Source organism: Yersinia pekkanenii (assembly GCF_001152565.1).
In the GTDB taxonomy this organism is placed as follows: Bacteria; Pseudomonadota; Gammaproteobacteria; order Enterobacterales; family Enterobacteriaceae; genus Yersinia; species Yersinia pekkanenii.
The window spans coordinates 189,083-207,437 of sequence record NZ_CQAZ01000001.1; the positions used below are offsets into that span (position 1 = coordinate 189,083).

Here is an 18,355-nt window from a genome sequence, read left to right on the forward strand (position 1 = left end):
GCTATATTAAGGCGCTATTGCTGACTCTGGTGTCTTAATATAATTCCCATCGCTGTTTCCTCCTCAGGCTCAATTTTATTTTTTGCTGACGCAAGGTTATTTTGATCTCTTCAGTTATGATATTCGGCATAATTAACACCGGCTTTTAGTGAGGGAGTAAACATGACTCAAGTTCAGAGTGGCATTCTGCTGGAACACTGTCGTTTTGCCATTTTTATGGAAGCAAAAGTGCAGGGCGAATTTGATGCTATCCGTCAAGGATGCAAAAAATTCTGTCAGTCATTGCAGGAATTACAGCAAAAGTTTCCTAACGAGCATTTAGGTGCAGTCATCGCTTTCGGTTCAGATGTTTGGCATGATTTATCCAATGGGCAGGGTGCCCGTGAGCTAAAACCGTTTGTCTCATTAGGCAAAGGGCTGGCCCCCGCCACTCAGCGTGATTTGCTGATTCATATTCAGTCATTACGGCAAGATATCAACTTCACCTTAGCACAGGCCGCAGTGGCGGCTTTTGGTCATGCAATTGCGGTCGAAGAAGAGACCCATGGCTTCCGCTGGGTAGAAGAACGTGATTTTACTGGCTTTATTGATGGTACCGAGAATCCTCAAGGTGATAGCCGCCCGGAAGTGGCGGTGATTGCTGAAGGTGAAGAAGATGCCGGTGGTAGCTATGTCCTGGTTCAGCGTTATGAGCATAATCTGAACAAATGGCAGCGTATTCCTGAAGATGAGCAAGAGAAAATTGTGGGGCGCACTAAGCCTGATAGCCAAGAGCTGCCTTCCGATCAGCGCCCTGACACGTCACATGTTAGCCGCGTCGACCTGAAAGAAAATGGTAAGGGATTGAAAATTCTGCGCCAAAGCCTGCCTTACGGCACCGCCAGCGGCAAGCACGGTTTGTATTTTATCGCCTATTGCGCACGCTTGCATAATATCGAACAACAATTGCTGAGCATGTTTGGTGAGTTAGATGGCAAGCACGATCAGTTATTGCGCTTTAGCAAACCGGTGACCGGCAGTTATTATTTTGCTCCGTCACTGACTAAATTATTATCTTTATAAGTTCCATTCTTTTGAATAAATAAAGGCCGGGGAGCCGGCCTTGCTATTTTTTCTAACACCGCCACAAGGTCAATTAAGCAGGATAGAGTGCATCACGCATTCTGTTAACTACTGTCTGCTTCTGTTCTTGGCTCAATGTCCGCAATGGCAGGCGTGGGTTACCGGCATTTATACCGTGTAATTGCATTGCCGCTTTACCGGCAGCCACGCCACCAAATTCCACCAGCACGCGGATCAGCGCGATAACTTGATCCATACCACGCTGTACTGCTACTTGATTGCCAGCATTGAAGTCTGTAATGATTTTATGGAACAGCGGAGCGGCATAGTTATAAGTACTGCCGACCGCACCGATAGCGCCGACGGCCAGGCCACCGGGCAGATGCTCATCTACCCCGAATGGGATATCAAATTTACCGCCACTGACCCGAAGGCAGCGCTGGTATTCATATAAATCCGCATTGTTGAATTTAAGTCCTGACAAATTCGGGATCTTGGATTCGGCTTTGATCAGGAATTGCTCCATATCCAAATTCACCCCAGACATCCCGGAATGATAGTAATAGAAGCCTTTCGACGGTGCCGCTGCGGCAATTGCCTGACAATAGGCAATCAGATCGTCGATATTACCCGGTTTAAAGAAGCAGGGACCGATAGCTGAGGTGGCAAAGATATCCAGTGTTTCTGCATGGCGTGAGAGGTCGACAGCATCTTTGATGCTAAGAGCACCAGTATGCAAGGTGATGCTCAATTTGCCTTGAGCCGCTTTAACCCAGCGCTCAGCAATTTTCTTACGCTCTTCAACCGAGCAATGAATACCCTCGCCGGTAGTACCGCAGACATACACCCCATTTACGCCATCATTAACCAGATGTTCTGCAATTTGGTCGATGACTGAATAATTGACTTCACCCTGCTCATCAAAGGGAGTGTGCGGAGCTGCAATCAGGCCGGTTAACTTTTTCATACGCATCCTTATAAATCAGAGAGAGTGGGTGGCCGGTTTGGCCACATTAATCTTCAGTGCCATCAATTGTTCAGTCGGTTTTACCGCTATCACGTTGTTGGATAGCATCACAGAACCAACCGCAAATATGTTCGATACGGGTAATCGCAGATCCAACCGTGACGGCATAGGCCCCCGCAGAGATTGCTGCTGCTGCCAGTGCGGGCGAGTTATAACGGCCTTCGGCAATCACCCGGCAGCCTGCTTGTGCCAGTTGTTTAACCAGCGCCAGATCCGGTTCGGTAGGGACCGGTATTTGGGTATAGCCGGATAAGGTCGTGCCGATAAAGTCGATACCTAATCGATGCGCCATCAGGCCATCTTCTATATTAGAGGCATCGGCCATGGACAGGCGGCCTGTGGCCTGTACCCGGTGATATAAGTCTTCAACGGAAACCGGGCGGGTGCGGCAGGTGACGTCAAAAGCGATGATATCGGCCCCGGCAGCACTCAGTGCATCCACATCTTCCAGCCACGGTGTAATTCTGACCTCGGAGTCCGGCAGATCACGTTTAATAATGCCGATAATTGGCGCATCTGTAACCCGACGCACCGCCTGAATATTACGGATACCTTCAATGCGCAGGCCGACGGCACCACCAGCTAACGCAGCCATTGCCATTGCGGCCACGATTTCAGGTGTATCCATGGCACTGCCGGGAACTGGCTGGCAAGATGCAATAAGGCCATTTTGAAGGGTGTGGCGAAGATTACTGGTATTACTCATGCTCGGGTCACTCGCAGTTAGATCGCGCACGGTCTTTAGCTCCGATCTTTAATTATAAATGAAGTTTAACTCCATTATGTTAGATCTTTTATTCGCAGGGTGCAATGGTCAACCATTCATTTAATGGGGTCAGCACGTGCTTTTTATGGAGCAAAGCTCCAATATTTAAATAATAATGGAGTTTGGCCGGAAAAATTGTCATAGTTATCCCGTCAACATTATTACATTCATAATATCCCCAAAGTAATTGGAGTTGCAGGTAGGCGGCCAGCAAACAAAGCCCGATGAGTTTACTCAAGTCAGTGATTCGGGTGAGTGCGCGCCGCTAACAACCCTGTAGTTTCAAGTACGAAGGGGACAGTTACAAGAGGGCTACGCCAGATGGGAAAAGTGTTAGCACTGGATATCGGTGGGACAAAAATTGCGGCGGCGGTAGTTACTGAGAGCGGCATGTTAATTGGTCGCCAACAGGTAGCGACTCCACGCGGGGGTGCCGAACAACTGGCTATAGCGCTGGAAACCCTGATTGCACCTTACCGCCATCTGGTTGATTTTATTGCCGTAGCATCAACCGGTATTATCAATGGGGGCCGTCTGACGGCGCTTAATCCGCTCAATTTGGGTGGGTTGGCCGATTTCCCGTTGCAGGATTGCATTCAGTCCATTGCCAGTCTGCCCTGCGTATTACTCAATGATGGACAAGCGGCGGCCTGGGCTGAATATCAGGCATTGAGCGACGGATCCGGCCATATAATGTCGGTAAACAATATGATGTTTGTGACCGTTTCCACTGGCGTGGGCGGCGGCATTATTCTGAATAAAAAATTGCTGGTGGGTAACCACGGGCTGGCAGGCCATATTGGTCATACTTTATCCGATCCCCATGGCCTGTTATGTGGATGTGGTCGTCGTGGATGTGTCGAGAGTGTGGCTTCCGGTAGCGCTATCGGGGCCGAAACCTTGGGTTGGGCTCAACCGGCCTCTGCCGCCCAAGTGTTTGAAATGGCACAGCTTGGCAATGTGCAGGCTGAAATCATTATTCATCGTTCGGCGGCGGCTATTGCTCAGATGCTGGCCGATATGAAAATGGCGCTCGATCTGGAAATAGTGATTCTGGGCGGCAGTGTCGGGCTGGCGGTGGGGTATCAGGAGCGGGTTATCGGCGCACAAAAAACGCTGCCTGAAATCTATCGGGTGCCAATACAAGTGGCCCGTCACCGTCAGGACAGTGGTTTACTGGGCGCAGCGCTCTGGGCCAGATCATCGTTGTCGTCATAACATCAGACCAAAAAATATTGAGGCTAATATGATCAGCGGATCGTTAACACAAACAGCTTTTTTCAGTGGGTTACCTGAGCGTCTGCAAGGGGTGCTGGCCTATCTGGCTGAAACGCCCTTGGCGGAGCTAAGCTGTGGGCGGCATGAAATCGACGGTGAGCTGCTTTTCATGAATGTTATGGAGTTCGATACTCAACCGGCTGAACATAAGAAAGCCGAAATGCACCGAACTTATGCCGATGTTCAACTGCTGATAAGGGGGGTGGAAGGCATTGAATATTCGGTTCTGACGCCGACCGAGCTCTTGGAGCCTTATCATGCCGACGATGACTACCAATTGATTGCCGACATTCCAGATAAAAGCCAATTACGCATGCTACCGGGGATGTTTGCGGTATTTTTCCCGGGCGAGCCTCATAAGCCAGGCTGCCAAATTACCGGCTCCGGTACCATCAAGAAAGTGGTGGTGAAAGTTCATCACACTTTGCTTAAAAATGCACTATCCATATGATTTACCTATAATAAGACCACTCGTTATCTTTGACATCTTCCCCGGTCCCCCGGGGTTTTTTTATGGCTCTCGGTTCGTCCTTTTCCCCACATAATGCTGCCATTCTTCTTCACCAAGTAGGGCATTTATGTCATGATGCGCCCCAGATATATCTCCTGTTCGTCAATTTTCTTTCCCTTGAGGTGTCCGTGTGAAGACTGGTATCCCCCGTTTTAAACCCGGTAAAATTCTTGATGCCTTGGGTGCGATGCAAAATAGCCTGACACGCTCAGCACAGCGTATCGCCGTCTATATTCTGGCTGAACCCGCTAAAGTGACCCACCTTTCCATTGCCGACCTTGCCTCGCTGACGCAGGCCGGTGAAGCCACTATCATCCGTTTCTGTCGGACGCTAGGTTATAAAGGGTTTCAGGATTTCAAAATGGATCTGGCCATTGAAGTGGCGACCCGCCATAACAATAATAATGAAAACAGCCTGTTGGATGCCGATGTACAGGAAGAGGATGATGCGCTGGCCATTGGCGGGAAATTGCAGTCAGCCATTAATAATGTATTGTCTGAGACCTTGAATTTGCTGTCGTTCGACAATATCGAGCAGGTGGTTAAATTACTGCGTCCAGCGGATAAAGTGTGTATTTTTGGTATTGGTTCGTCTGGCATTACGGCAGAAGATGCCAAGAGCAAATTGATGCGTATTGGGTTACGGGTGGATGCCGCCACGAACAACCATTTTATGTATATGCAAGCCTCTTTGATGCAACCCGGTGATGTGGCGATCGGTATCAGCCACTCAGGAACGTCGGCTGAAACCGTGAATGCGTTAAAACTGGCGAAGCAGGCCGGTGCAACTACCGTGGCACTGACCCACAATATGGGATCCGCGATCACTGAACTGGCAGATTATGTTCTGATTAACGGTAACCGGCAGGGGCAGTTACAAGGGGATTCCATCGGTACCAAAATTGCCCAATTATTTGTACTGGATTTGATCTATGCCTTGTTGGTCAAAGCCGATCCGGTGCAGGCTGAGAGCATTAAGCGTAAAACCACCCAGGCGGTCAGCCAAAATGGATGACCGGTAATATATTTTCTGCTGTATTCCCCATAACCGCTGTGGCGATATACCAACAGCGGTGATCAACACCCTATCATTCTGTTGCCACTCTCATTCACGTCAGCATTTCGCCATCTTTGTCACGTTTTAGACACATTATGATTGAAATGGTGGGCTGATCTTATACACTCAAGTGGAGTTTTACTCCTTTACATATTTTCGTTTGGAGTAAAACCGCTCAAATATCAATGTGGCGGGAACCTGCTATTAGTAACCGATGAAGTAATAGTAAACAATCAGTTACGATAGTTATATCTACCGCGAGGAAAACAGTTTCTGCCAGTGACGTAGCTGGTGGTGTAGAGAGAGCGACGATATGAGCACTTCAGTACAACCACGCGCGGATAAATTACCTCGTGGAGATAAACCATTGCGTTGGTACCAGCAGCTAACCTCTGCGCAATGGAAGGCATTTATGGCCGCCTGGATCGGTTACGCCCTGGATGGCTTTGATTTTGTTCTTATTACTCTGGTTCTGACTGATATTAAGCAAGAATTCGGCCTGACACTGATTCAAGCGACCAGTCTGATTTCCGCTGCTTTTATTTCACGATGGTTTGGTGGTCTGGTACTCGGCGCTATGGGTGACCGTTATGGCCGTAAACTGGCGATGATCACCAGTATTGTGCTGTTTTCCTTCGGTACGCTGGCCTGTGGTTTAGCCCCCGGTTACACCACGCTGTTTATTGCCCGACTGATTATTGGTATCGGTATGGCGGGGGAGTATGGCTCCAGTTCGACCTACGTGATGGAAAGCTGGCCTAAAAATATGCGTAATAAAGCCAGCGGTTTTCTCATCTCTGGTTTCTCTATCGGCGCAGTAGTCGCCGCTCAGGCTTACAGTTACGTGGTTCCGGCCTTTGGCTGGCGTATGCTTTTCTATATCGGATTGCTGCCAATTATCTTTGCGTTATGGTTGCGTAAAAATCTGCCGGAAGCAGCAGACTGGGAGAAAGCACAGAGTCTGCAACTGCAGTCTAAACAGACAACAAACCGCAATATGGTGGATATTCTGTATCGCAGCAACCTGAGCTATCTCAATATCGGCCTGACAATATTTGCTGCCGCCTCGCTCTACGCTTGTTTCACCGGCATGGTATCAACCCCGTTGGTCGTGATCCTCGGTATTCTTTGTGCTGCCATATTCGTTTACTTTATGGTTCAAACCAGTGGTGAGCGCTGGCCGACCGGGGTGATGCTGATGGTGGTGGTGTTCTGCGCCTTCCTTTATTCCTGGCCGATCCAGGCATTGCTGCCAACTTATCTGAAAATGGATCTGGGCTATGATCCACACATGGTGGGCAATATATTGTTCTTCAGTGGGTTTGGTGCGGCGGTTGGCTGCTGTGTTGGTGGCTTCCTCGGCGATTGGTTGGGGACGCGTAAAGCGTATGTGACCAGCCTATTAATTTCACAATTACTGATAATCCCATTGTTTGCCATTCAGGGCAGTAGCATCTTGTTCTTGGGCGGTTTACTGTTTTTACAACAAATGCTGGGGCAGGGTATTGCCGGGTTATTGCCGAAACTGCTGGGCGGCTATTTTGACACCGAACAACGTGCTGCGGGCTTGGGCTTTACCTACAACGTCGGCGCACTGGGTGGGGCATTAGCCCCTATTCTGGGGGCGTCGATTGCACAGCATCTCAGCCTGGGTACCGCGTTAGGTTCGCTCTCGTTCAGCCTGACATTTGTGGTGATCCTGCTGATTGGTTTTGATATGCCATCTCGCGTGCAGCGCTGGGTTCGGCCATCCGGTTTACGCATGGTGGATGCCATCGACGGCCAGCCATTCAGTGGTGCGATCGGTTCAAGCCATACGAGTGTTGTCACGCAGAAGTAACACTTTTATCGAGTTATTGCCCAGTGCAGGTTGGCTGGGCTTTTTAATGGCGTATAGCAGTAAAATGACAGGGCTGATGAACAGCGTTGTTGTTGGCTTAGAGCATTTGATACTTGAACATGACTAAACGGTATATAAAAGCGTTATAGGTATGCACCTAGTTATAAATACACTGAACATAATTTAACGGCACAACATTCTTCATGAATGAGAGGTCGCCAGATGAGCTCAGTGAATAAGGTGCAAAATGAAGCAGACTTCAATCAAGAAAAATAGATGGACCGGTGTTGCTTTATTAAGCGCGTTAATTTTCGGCAGTGCAACCGCCTCTGCCACTGAGTTGCTCAACAGCTCTTATGATGTTTCCCGCGAGTTATTCTCAGCACTGAATCCGGGGTTCCAGAAACAGTGGGAACAACAAAATCCTGGCGACAAATTGACCATTAAGCAATCGCATGCTGGCTCTTCCAAGCAGGCACTGGCTATTTTGCAAGGTTTGAAAGCGGATGTAGTGACCTATAACCAGGTCACTGATGTGCAGATCCTGCATGATCGCGGCAATCTTATTCCGGCAGATTGGCAGGCCCGTTTACCCAATAACAGCTCACCGTTCTACTCCACCATGGCTTTTTTGGTGCGTAAGGATAATCCAAAAAATATCCATAATTGGGATGATTTGGTACGCGAAGACGTCAAACTGGTATTCCCAAATCCAAAAACCTCCGGTAATGGCCGTTATACCTATCTGGCGGCATGGGGCGCTACGGAGCAGGCGAATGGTAAGGATGAGGCTAAAACCCGCGATTGGATGAAACGCTTTCTGGGCAACGTGGTGGTATTTGATACCGGCGGCCGTGGTGCTACAACCACTTTCGTTGAGCGTGGTTTGGGCGACGTGCTGATCAGTTTCGAATCTGAAGTGAACAATATCCGTAAAGAGTACGGCAGCGACAAATACGAAGTGATTGTGCCGCCAGTGGATATTTTGGCGGAATTCCCAGTGGCTTGGGTCGATAAGAATACAGAAAAGAATGGCACTGAAAAAGCCGCCATTGCTTACCTGAATTATCTCTACAGCCCGCCAGCACAGCAGGTTATCACCAGCTTTAACTACCGTGTCTATGACAAAGCGGCAATGGAGGCGGCCAAATCCCAATTTCCTGACACCCAATTATTCCGCGTTGAAGAGCAATTTGGTGGCTGGCCGCAAGTGATGAGTACCCATTTCGCCACGGGCGGTGTACTGGATAAATTGTTAGCGGAAGGGCATCAGTAATGTTGTCGGCATCCAGTAAACGAGTTCTGCCCGGATTCACCCTCAGTCTTGGGAGCAGCCTGCTTTATACCTGTCTGATCTTGTTATTGCCGCTGAGTGCGTTAGTGATGCAGGTCGCACAGATGAGTTGGGCGCAGTACTGGGCGGTGATTTCCAACCCTCAGGTGGTCGCGGCTTATAAAGTGACGTTACTGGCTGCGGGGGTGGCGAGTGTATTTAATGCGGTATTTGGCATGTTGATGGCCTGGATCCTGACGCGCTATCAATTCCCAGGGCGCAGTTTATTGGATGGATTGATGGATTTGCCATTCGCCTTACCTACTGCGGTGGCGGGCCTGACACTGGCAACACTGTTTTCTACCACCGGTTGGTACGGTGCCTGGTTAAACGAGTTTTTTGGTCTCAAAGTTTCCTTTACCTGGTTAGGGATTGCCGTCGCGATGGCGTTTACCAGCCTGCCGTTTGTGGTGCGCACGGTGCAACCGGTACTTGAAGAACTAGGGCCGGAATATGAAGAAGCGGCGGAAACCTTGGGTGCCAGCCGTTGGCAGAGCTTCCGTCTGGTAGTAATGCCGGAATTGGCTCCGGCCTTACTGGCGGGGACGGCATTATCCTTTACCCGCAGTCTGGGGGAGTTCGGTGCAGTTATTTTTATCGCCGGTAATCTTGCCTGGAAAACCGAAGTGACCTCGCTGATGATTTTCATCCGCTTGCAGGAGTTTGATTACCCGGCCGCCAGTGCCATTGCCTCGGTCATTCTGGCGGTTTCACTGGCGCTACTGTTTGGTATTAACACCTTACAGAGCCGCTTTGGTCGGCGGATAGGCGGGCACTGATGGCGGATATCACGGAGTTTAACGGTGTGGCCCGCCCCCCGATTAACTGGGGAAAATGGACCCTGATCGCCATCGGCGCCATATTCTCGTTTTTACTGTTGGTTATCCCAATGGCGTGGATTTTTATCACTGCCTTTTCCAAAGGGATCGCCGTGGTTGGGCAAAATTTGTCAGACCCGGACATGTTACACGCCATTTGGCTGACGGTGTGGGTGGCGCTGATTACCGTGCCGGTGAATCTGGTGTTCGGTGTAGTACTGGCGTGGTTAGTCACACGGTTTGTCTTCCCCGGTCGCCAATTGTTAATGACGCTAATTGATATTCCGTTTGCTGTCTCGCCAGTGGTGGCGGGTTTGATGTATCTGCTGTTTTACGGCTCGAACGGCGTGGTGGGTGGCTGGTTGGATTCTCATGATATCCAATTGATGTTCTCTTGGCCTGGCATGGTGCTGGTGACTATCTTCGTCACCTGCCCGTTTGTGGTACGTGAATTGGTACCGGTAATGATGAGTCAGGGCAGTCAGGAAGATGAGGCGGCAGTATTGCTCGGTGCCTCTGGCTGGCAAATGTTCCGCCGGGTGACCTTGCCGAATATTCGCTGGGCGCTGCTGTATGGCGTGGTGTTGACCAACGCCCGCGCCATTGGTGAGTTTGGCGCTGTCTCTGTGGTATCCGGTTCTATTCGTGGCGAGACCTACACTTTGCCGCTGCAAGTTGAGTTGTTGCATCAGGATTACAACACCGCTGGGGCATTTACCGCCGCTGCGTTACTTACCCTGATGGCAATAGTGACCCTTTTTCTGAAAAGCGGCCTGCAATGGCGCTTGGCCCGTCAGGTTGTTCGCCTCGAACAGGAGCAAAAGCATGAGCATTGAGATTAATAATATCAGCAAGTATTTTGGTCGTACCAAGGTACTGAATGACATCCAGCTTGATATTCCTTCTGGTCAAATGGTGGCTTTGCTCGGCCCTTCTGGTTCGGGGAAAACCACTTTACTGCGAATTATTGCTGGATTGGAAAAGCAAAACGCGGGGCGCTTAAGCTTCCACGGCACTGACGTCAGCCGCCTGCATGCCCGCGATCGGCGTGTGGGATTTGTTTTCCAGCATTATGCCTTGTTCCGCCATATGACGGTGTTCGATAACATTGCTTTCGGCCTGACGGTGTTACCGCGTCGTGAGCGGCCGAATGCGGCGGCGATTAAGCATAAAGTGGAACAATTGTTGGCGATGGTGCAATTAGGTCACCTTGCTAACCGTTTTCCGTCACAGCTTTCCGGCGGTCAGAAACAGCGGGTTGCTTTAGCGCGGGCGCTGGCGGTCGAACCACAGATCCTGTTGCTGGATGAGCCATTTGGCGCACTGGATGCACAGGTGCGTAAAGAACTGCGCCGTTGGTTGCGCCAGTTACATGAAGAATTGAAATTCACCAGCGTTTTCGTCACCCACGATCAGGAAGAAGCGATGGAAGTTGCCGATCGGGTGGTGGTGATGAGTCAGGGCAATATTGAACAAGTAGGGACACCGGATGAAGTGTGGCGTTATCCTGCCACTCGGTTTGTGTTGGAATTCCTCGGTGAAGTTAACCGTCTGAGTGGTGAAATCCGGGGGGCACAATTGTTTATTGGTGCACATCACTGGCCGCTGGACTTAGCCCCGATGCATCAAGGCAGTGTGGATTTATTCCTGCGTCCGTGGGAAATGGAAGTTAATACCCAATCGAGCGATCGTTGCCCGTTACCGGTTCAGGTACTTGAAGTCAGCCCGCGCGGCCATTTCTGGCAACTGACGGTGCAACCTATTGGCTGGCATCAGGATCCTATCAGTGTGGTGCTGCCAGAGGGCAATATTGACGCACCGGTTCGTGGTAATCGTTATTATGTTGGCGGGTTAAATGCACGCTTATATTCTGGCGATCAATTATTACAACCCATTGCTTTAGCCCAAAGCGCCTGATAAGTTTTTCTGCCAATGGCGAACGGGTGCCGCCTGAGGTTAATGGCAATATTATTTATAGCTCAGTGAGTGAAGGGCGAGCGCATCCAGGGGCGCTCCGACGGTTCACGCCGTTACGACTCCAACGGCACGTTTCCCCTTTATTTGACTTTGTCAGCGGTCCAAAAGGTGGCCTGGCAGCCACCTTTTTCTTATTTGTAAATAGAGGTAACTAACGTGACAACCCTCGAACACTGCATCGGCAACACCCCACTCGTCAAACTGCAACGCTTGAACCAAGGGCTGAAGGCGGAGATCTGGGTCAAGTTGGAAGGCAATAATCCGGCCGGTTCGGTTAAGGACCGCGCCGCACTTGCCATGATCCTGCAGGCAGAGTTACGTGGTGAAATTGTACCGGGCGATGTATTGATCGAAGCAACCAGTGGTAACACCGGTATTGCGCTGGCGATGATTGCCGCCATAAAGGGCTATTCGCTAAAATTGCTGATGCCGGAAAACATGAGTCAGGAGCGTCAGGCCGCAATGCGTGCCTACGGTGCAGAACTCATTTTGGTCAGCCGTGCTCAGGGGATGGAAGGCGCTCGCGATCAGGCATTGATGATGCAGGCCAATGGGCAAGGTAAGGTGCTGGATCAGTTTAATAATAGGGATAACCCCTATGCGCACTTTACTGGCACCGGGCCGGAGATCTGGCAGCAAACTGCGGGCAAAGTGAGTCATTTTGTTTCCAGTATGGGCACCACTGGGACCATCACCGGTGTCAGCCAGTATCTGAAAAGCCAAAATCCTCGCGTCACCATTATCGGCTTGCAACCGGCGGAAGGCAGTAGTATTCCCGGTATTCGCCGTTGGTCGCCTGAATACATGCCGGGTATTTTCCGCCCTGAGCTGGTGGATCAAGTCATGGATATCACTCAGCTTTCCGCCGAGCAGACCATGCGGCGGCTAGCCACTGAAGAAGGGATTTTCTGTGGCGTCAGTTCTGGTGGCGCGGTAGCGGGAGCATTACGGATAGCGGCGGAAAACCCAGGAGCGGTGATAGTGGCGATTATTTGTGATCGCGGGGATCGGTATTTATCGACCGGGGTTTTTGACTGAAAGAGGGAGCCTTTTACGGTTCCCTCATCAGCGAACCCTTAAAATCTACATGCCAAGATCTACTCCCGCTCCAATGCCCTGATCGGATCCATTTTTGCTGCTCGTTTGGCGGGGAAAAAACCAAAAATCACCCCAATCAGGCTGGAGCTTATAAACGCCGTGATGATCGATGAGGCTGAATAAACCATTGAGAAACTGCTGCTGAATTGACTGAATATCAGGCCGATGCCCAGTGATAAAACAACGCCAATGCTACCGCCCAGTAAACAGACTAAAACGGCTTCAATCAAAAACTGCTGCATAATATCGCTGGCCCGCGCGCCAACAGCCATCCGTACGCCAATCTCTTTGGTACGCTCGGTGACGGATACCAGCATGATATTCATAACCCCGATACCGCCGACTACCAATGAGATAACGGCAATCATCGATACCAACAATGTCATCGTTGATGTGGTTTTCTCGACGCTCTGACGAATACTGTCGGTATTCATCACGAAAAAATCCGGTGATCCGTGGCGTTGGGTTAGCAATTTGGTCACGCCTTGTTCCGCATTCGCCAGGTCAATATCATCATTAACTCGCACGGTGATACTTTTCAAATAGGCTTGCCCAAGCATACGCTTCATCACCGTGGTGTATGGGATCCACAGGTTCAGGTTTTCGTCACTGCCAAAGCCAGTCTGTTTTCTGGCTGCTACCCCGATGACCCGGCAGGGCAGGGAACCCAGCAGGATAACGTTACCCACGGGATTTTCCCCATTGGAAAACAGCTTATCGCGGGTATTTTCATCAATCACCGCTTCTTGCATCAACCCATCGACGCTGGCACGGTTAAATGCCATTCCTTGGACGAGGGTATAACCGCGTACCATAAAGTATTGCTCACCTACCCCATTGACGGTACCGCTGACTGATTTATTACCGTAACGCAGAGTGGTGCTGGTAGAGACTGTGGGTGTCACGCTGTGAATATAGCCTTGCTGTGCCAGGGCATCGGCATCGGTTGCGCGCAAGGTTTGAATAGCGGTAGAACGCATATCACCGAAATCTTTACCGGGAAAAATTTCTAATGTGCTGGTGCCCATCGCATTGATATTGGCCAGAACTTGTTGCTGTGAGCCTTTTCCCAGCGCGACCACGGAAACCACTGACGCAATACCGATAATAATCCCTAGCATGGTCAACAGGGTGCGCAAACGTTGTGCGGCCATCGCCAGTGTCGCCATTTTAAACGCCTCTTGTAGGCGGTCACGCTGCGCTTTCCACGGGGGCCGTGGTGATTTAGTGGCTATCTCAGGCTCTGTTTCACGGGGGGGGGTATTTACCTGAGTGGCCGTATTCGCCAACGTTGGTTTTTGCGAAACGGGCTGTATTTGCTTGTCAGCAATCACCTCGCCGTCTTTCAACTCAATAATCCGTTGGGCATGTTGCGCAATCGACATATCGTGGGTGACAATCACCACCGTATGACCTTGCTGATGTAAATCTTTAAGGATATTTAAGACTTCATTGCCACTGCGGGTATCAAGTGCGCCAGTAGGTTCATCCGCCAGAATGATTTCACCGCCATTCATCAGCGCTCTGGCAATACTGACTCGTTGCTGTTGCCCCCCAGAAAGCTGGCTTGGGCGATAATCCAGCCGCTCACTCAGCCCAAGACGTGATAACAGATGGCTTGCCCGCTGACGACGTTCTTCACGATCAAGACCTGCGTAAATAGCGGGAATTTCAACGTTTTCCCGTGCGCTTAAGTCATTGAGTAAATGGTAACGCTGAAAAATAAAACCGAAATACTCACGGCGTAGCTCCGCCAGCGCGTTGCTGCCCAAATGCTGAGGAATACGTCCGGCGACCCGATACTCACCCGAACTGGGCTTATCCAGGCAGCCAAGAATGTTCATCAGTGTCGATTTACCGGAGCCGGAGGCCCCGACAATCGCGACCATCTCTCCACTGTGAATGGTTAGATTGATATTATTAAGTACGCGAACTGTCTGTTCGCTACGACTCTTCTTGTCACTACTCTTCTCACCAGTAATAAAAGTACGACTAACATGCTCAAGCTGAAGCAAAATCTTGCGGTGGTTTAGATCTGACATCCGTTACATCCCCATCGGTGGCCCCCTGTGTGGGGCCTTACTGTTGGCGGTGCGGGTGCTGCCTTGGCTGACAATCACCTGTTCTCCGGCTTGCAAACCAGAGAGGATCTGCGCATCGACATTATTATTTAATCCGACGGTGACCTCACGCAGACTGACTTTGCCGCTATCGCTCACGACTTGAACCCGATATTTGCCTGTGTTGTTTTCCAAGGCAGTGGCAGGGATCACGATGGCATCCTCGGCTTTATGCAACAGGATATAGACCTGCGCGGTCATTGAAATACGTAATGCACCCTTTGGATTGGGCACATCAAATAGGCCGTTATAATAAATGGCGGTGCTACTGCTCGAACTTGATGACGAGGTAGTGGTTTCATCGTTAATTGAATCAGGAGCCGGTTCTATGGCTCGCAGCGTGGCACTGAACCGTTCTTCTGGTTGGCCTAAAATGGTGAAGTAGACCGGCATACCGGCTTTGACTTTCACTATATCAGCTTCAGAAATCTGTGCTTCGATGGTCATGGTGTCGAGCTGTGCGACTTTAATGATGGTAGGCGCGCTTTGCACTGCGTTGACGGTTTGCCCCTCTTCTACCGGGATGGCAACCACGGTGCCGGCAATTGGCGAATTGATTTTGGTGTAACCAAGATTGAGCCTGGCGGTGCTGACGGCAATTTCTGCCTGGGCAATCTGGGCATCAAGCGCATTAATTTCAGCCTGAGTGCTCTCTAATAGGGCTTTGGCGCTATCAAAATCAGCGGGTACACCCAAGCCTTTAGCCAGAATTTGCTGTTGCCGCTGGTAGGTGAGTTGGTTGTTTTTCTGTGTTGCCACTTTCGCTGTACGTTGGGCCAGCACATTTTTCAATGCCTCTTCTGCATTCTTCAGGGCATTTTGCTGAGTAAGATCATCAATATCAGCCACTAATTGGCCTTTTTCAACCTGTTGCCCTAGGGTGACATGGAGGGTTTTGATTTGCCCCGAAACCTGTGCCCCGACAGTCACTTGTTTTTGTGCCTTGATGGAACCATCAGCCAATACGGTTTGTTCCAGTGTACGGATCTCGGCGGCGGCGGTGATATAACCGGGTTTGTCTGCGGGTAACATTAATCTGAAAATCAGCACGCCGCTGGCGATCAGTAGCACAATGACCCGCCCGATAAGGCGTCGTTTCGAGCCTGTAACCTGTTGCATAATCAATCAACGTTCCTTGAGCCACAATTAAGAAAATAGTGAAGCCAAATGCCAGGGGGTAATTTACCGCCAAGACCGGTGAGTGTGAGTTAAGTGAGATTCAAGAATATGTAAGGATTGAGTAAAACTGGCTGCGCGCGAGTCAAATAGGCATGAAAATAGCCGAAATCAGGCAGGAGAGTTAAACATGAAAATTTTGTTGGTCGACGATGATGTAGAACTGGGTACGATGTTAAGGGAATACCTGAACGGCGAGGGGTTTAATGCCGAATTGGTATTAACCGGCAAAGAGGGTATTACAGCTGCCTTGTCTGGAGAGTACACCGCCTTGATCCTCGATATTATGCTGCCTGATATGAGTGGTATTGATGTATTACGTCAAGTGCGTAAAAACAGCCGCTTACCCATTATTATGTTGACGGCCAAAGGTGACAATATTGACCGGGTTATCGGCCTGGAAATGGGGGCTGATGATTATATGCCTAAGCCATGCTATCCACGCGAACTGGTGGCCCGACTGCGTGCCGTGTTGCGCCGTTTTGATGAGCATCCTGAAGTGTTGTCGATAGAGGATAGTGTCATCACCCAGGGTGGGTTGACGCTCAATCCATCCACCCGCAGCAGTGAATGGCAGGGTAAACCTTTTGATCTGACCGCATCGGAATTCAATTTACTGGAATTGCTGTTGCGTTCACCTGAGCGCGTGGTCACCAAAGATGAGTTATCTGATAAAGGGTTAGGCCGCCCACGGGAAGCCTACGATCGCAGCGTTGATGTGCATATCAGCAATATCCGTCAGAAGCTTGCCGCTCTGCCGGGGAACACCCTGAATATTGAAACGGTACGTAGTATTGGTTATCGCATCAGATAATGGCCATAGGTGGAGTGAGATAACGTATGCGTGGAAGGTTGTTCTGGAAAATTCTGTTGGGATTTTGGCTGACCTTTATTTTGATGACTCAGATGCTGTGGGGGGTGTTTTCCTTTTACGGTAATCGCCATGAACCGCCTGATCGCGAAATGGTGCGGCAGATGGCTAAATTGCAGGTTGCATCTGCCGCCTCGGTACTGCATAACGGTGGTTTGCCTGCGCTGAATACTATGATTGCCAACTGGTCTGAGGCGGATAAAACCCATTTTTCTGTCTTACCTGCACCCATACTGCCGCCAGAAGCCGCAGAAACTCCTGTTGGAAAGGTGATGCCTAAAGGCAATAAGCCAGAGTTTTACACGAGAGAAATTACCACTTGGGTCCAAGATCCCGATGGGCAGGGTTATCGTATCAGTTATGATATTGATGGTTTACGGGCAGTTAATCCCCGGGGTAACCCCGACGAGGATCGTCATGAAATACTGAACATTCCGATCCCTATGATTTGGATGGGGGTATTAGGGGGGTTATTTTTCAGTGCGTTATTAGCCTGGAACCTGACGCGGCCTATGCGCCAGTTACGTGCCGGTTTTGAACGGGTGGCTCAGGGCGATTTATCGGTGAGATTACTGCCGGTGATGCGCCGACGCCACGATGAACTGACTGAGGTGGCCCGCGATTTTGACTCGATGGCGGAACGCCTTGAAGCGCTGGTCAGCGCCCGTGAACAGCTACTGCATGATGTTTCCCATGAATTACGTTCTCCGTTGGCTCGTTTGCAATTAGCTATCGGATTGGCGCATCAGAATCCGGTTAACGTAGAAAGTTCCTTGCAGCGTATTGAGCACGAATCGGAACGGTTAGATAAGATGATTGGTGAGTTGCTGGCGCTATCCCGTGCAGAAAATCACGGTCTGACAGATGATGACGAATATTTCGATTTACACGAGTTAGTGAAAGTCGTGGTGAATGATGCTCGCTTTGAAGCACAGGTGCCGGGGGTGGAAATCTGGCTACAGGTGACACCACAAGTGGAGTACACCGTTAACGGCAATGCTGAGTTAATGCGACGGGCGATTGATAATATCGTGCGTAATGCGCTGCGTTTCTCAACCCATGGTCAGCAGGTGAAAGTGACACTCTCGCTGGTGGATAAAAATTATCTGATTCAGGTGGTGGATCAGGGGCCGGGGGTTGAGGAAAGCAAGCTCTCCAGCATTTTTGATCCCTTTGTTCGCGTTCAATCAGCCATGTCTGGTAAAGGCTATGGCCTGGGGCTGGCAATTACCCGTAAGGTGATTCTGGCTCATGGCGGGCAGGTTGAAGCAAGAAACGGCGAGCAAGGGGGGCTGGTGATTACGCTACGCGTTCCACGCTGGATTGCAGCAGATTAAATCAGGTAAATTATTCAGGTAAGTGAACGTAGTTAACACCTCTGCGGCTTCAGATACGAAGGATGTCGTAGAAAACAAAAACGG

Annotated in this window: 15 protein-coding genes and 2 pseudogenes; 12 read left to right on the forward strand and 5 right to left on the reverse strand. The window is 50.2% G+C overall.

Going from position 1 to position 18,355, the window contains the following annotated elements; all coding sequences use genetic code 11:
• Nucleotides 1-162 precede the first annotated feature (162 nt).
• Nucleotides 163-1,062 carry a Dyp-type peroxidase gene (locus AEP37_RS00815; protein WP_049608379.1) on the forward strand — a complete coding sequence of 300 codons (900 nt, stop codon included), beginning with the start codon at nt 163-165 and terminating at the stop codon, nt 1,060-1,062.
• Nucleotides 1,063-1,135: 73 nt separating this feature from the next.
• On the opposite strand, the gene AEP37_RS00820 is transcribed toward AEP37_RS00815, so the two are convergent.
• Nucleotides 1,136-2,029 carry a dihydrodipicolinate synthase family protein gene (locus tag AEP37_RS00820; RefSeq protein WP_049608382.1) on the reverse strand — a complete coding sequence of 298 codons (894 nt, stop codon included), beginning with the start codon at nt 2,027-2,029 and terminating at the stop codon, nt 1,136-1,138.
• Between the two features lie 70 nt (nt 2,030-2,099).
• Nucleotides 2,100-2,795, reverse strand: a complete 696-nt coding sequence (locus AEP37_RS00825; RefSeq protein WP_072086218.1) for an N-acetylmannosamine-6-phosphate 2-epimerase — start codon at nt 2,793-2,795, stop codon at nt 2,100-2,102.
• Nucleotides 2,796-3,176: 381 nt separating this feature from the next.
• On the opposite strand from AEP37_RS00825, the gene AEP37_RS00830 reads away from it, so the two are divergent.
• From AEP37_RS00830 to cysM, 9 genes are all read left to right on the forward strand, one after another.
• Nucleotides 3,177-4,073 (forward strand): N-acetylmannosamine kinase, encoded by an 897-nt coding sequence (locus AEP37_RS00830; protein WP_049608386.1) that lies wholly within the window; start codon nt 3,177-3,179, stop codon nt 4,071-4,073.
• 28 nt (nt 4,074-4,101) lie between these two features.
• The gene (gene nanQ / locus AEP37_RS00835; RefSeq protein WP_049608389.1) at nt 4,102-4,584 is read left to right on the forward strand and encodes an N-acetylneuraminate anomerase; all 483 of its coding nucleotides are present in this window, start codon (nt 4,102-4,104) and stop codon (nt 4,582-4,584) included.
• Nucleotides 4,585-4,831: 247 nt separating this feature from the next.
• On the forward strand, nt 4,832-5,659 hold the full coding sequence (locus AEP37_RS00840; protein ID WP_456243158.1) for a MurR/RpiR family transcriptional regulator: 828 nt from the start codon (nt 4,832-4,834) through the stop codon (nt 5,657-5,659).
• Between the two features lie 355 nt (nt 5,660-6,014).
• On the forward strand, nt 6,015-7,541 hold the full coding sequence (locus AEP37_RS00845) for an MFS transporter (RefSeq protein ID WP_049608393.1): 1,527 nt from the start codon (nt 6,015-6,017) through the stop codon (nt 7,539-7,541).
• Nucleotides 7,542-7,788: 247 nt separating this feature from the next.
• On the forward strand, nt 7,789-8,817 hold the full coding sequence (locus AEP37_RS00850; RefSeq protein ID WP_049608395.1) for a sulfate ABC transporter substrate-binding protein: 1,029 nt from the start codon (nt 7,789-7,791) through the stop codon (nt 8,815-8,817).
• On the forward strand, nt 8,817-9,653 hold the full coding sequence (gene cysT / locus AEP37_RS00855) for a sulfate/thiosulfate ABC transporter permease CysT (RefSeq protein ID WP_049608397.1): 837 nt from the start codon (nt 8,817-8,819) through the stop codon (nt 9,651-9,653). The genes AEP37_RS00850 and cysT overlap by 1 nt, the downstream gene beginning before the upstream one ends.
• Entirely contained in the window at nt 9,653-10,528 is an 876-nt protein-coding gene (gene cysW / locus AEP37_RS00860; RefSeq protein ID WP_049608400.1) for a sulfate/thiosulfate ABC transporter permease CysW, read from the forward strand. Before cysT ends, cysW begins: the two co-directional genes overlap by 1 nt.
• Complete coding sequence (gene cysA / locus AEP37_RS00865) at nt 10,518-11,609, forward strand: sulfate/thiosulfate ABC transporter ATP-binding protein CysA (RefSeq protein WP_049608403.1); 1,092 nt, start codon at nt 10,518-10,520, stop codon at nt 11,607-11,609. The genes cysW and cysA overlap by 11 nt, the downstream gene beginning before the upstream one ends.
• A gap of 216 nt (nt 11,610-11,825) precedes the next feature.
• Nucleotides 11,826-12,707, forward strand: coding sequence for a cysteine synthase CysM (cysM, locus tag AEP37_RS00870; RefSeq protein ID WP_049608406.1), 882 nt, complete (start codon nt 11,826-11,828; stop codon nt 12,705-12,707).
• A 59-nt stretch (nt 12,708-12,766) separates the two neighbouring features.
• On the opposite strand, the pseudogene AEP37_RS27825 reads toward cysM, so the two are convergent.
• The 3 genes and pseudogenes from AEP37_RS27825 to AEP37_RS00880 all read right to left on the reverse strand — a co-directional run.
• Nucleotides 12,767-14,011, reverse strand: a pseudogene (locus AEP37_RS27825) (ABC transporter permease); the annotation flags it as partial.
• 74 nt (nt 14,012-14,085) lie between these two features.
• A pseudogene (locus AEP37_RS27830) lies at nt 14,086-14,809 on the reverse strand (ATP-binding cassette domain-containing protein); the annotation flags it as partial.
• A 3-nt stretch (nt 14,810-14,812) separates the two neighbouring features.
• On the reverse strand, nt 14,813-16,006 hold the full coding sequence (locus AEP37_RS00880; RefSeq protein ID WP_049608412.1) for an efflux RND transporter periplasmic adaptor subunit: 1,194 nt from the start codon (nt 16,004-16,006) through the stop codon (nt 14,813-14,815).
• 187 nt (nt 16,007-16,193) lie between these two features.
• Between AEP37_RS00880 and AEP37_RS00885 the strand changes: the two genes are divergently transcribed.
• Together AEP37_RS00885 and AEP37_RS00890 are read left to right on the forward strand one after the other, a co-directional pair.
• Nucleotides 16,194-16,877: a response regulator transcription factor gene (locus AEP37_RS00885; protein ID WP_049608414.1), complete on the forward strand. Its 684-nt coding sequence runs from the start codon at nt 16,194-16,196 to the stop codon at nt 16,875-16,877.
• Nucleotides 16,878-16,903: 26 nt separating this feature from the next.
• Nucleotides 16,904-18,271 carry an ATP-binding protein gene (locus AEP37_RS00890; protein WP_049608417.1) on the forward strand — a complete coding sequence of 456 codons (1,368 nt, stop codon included), beginning with the start codon at nt 16,904-16,906 and terminating at the stop codon, nt 18,269-18,271.
• Nucleotides 18,272-18,355: the final 84 nt, after the last annotated feature.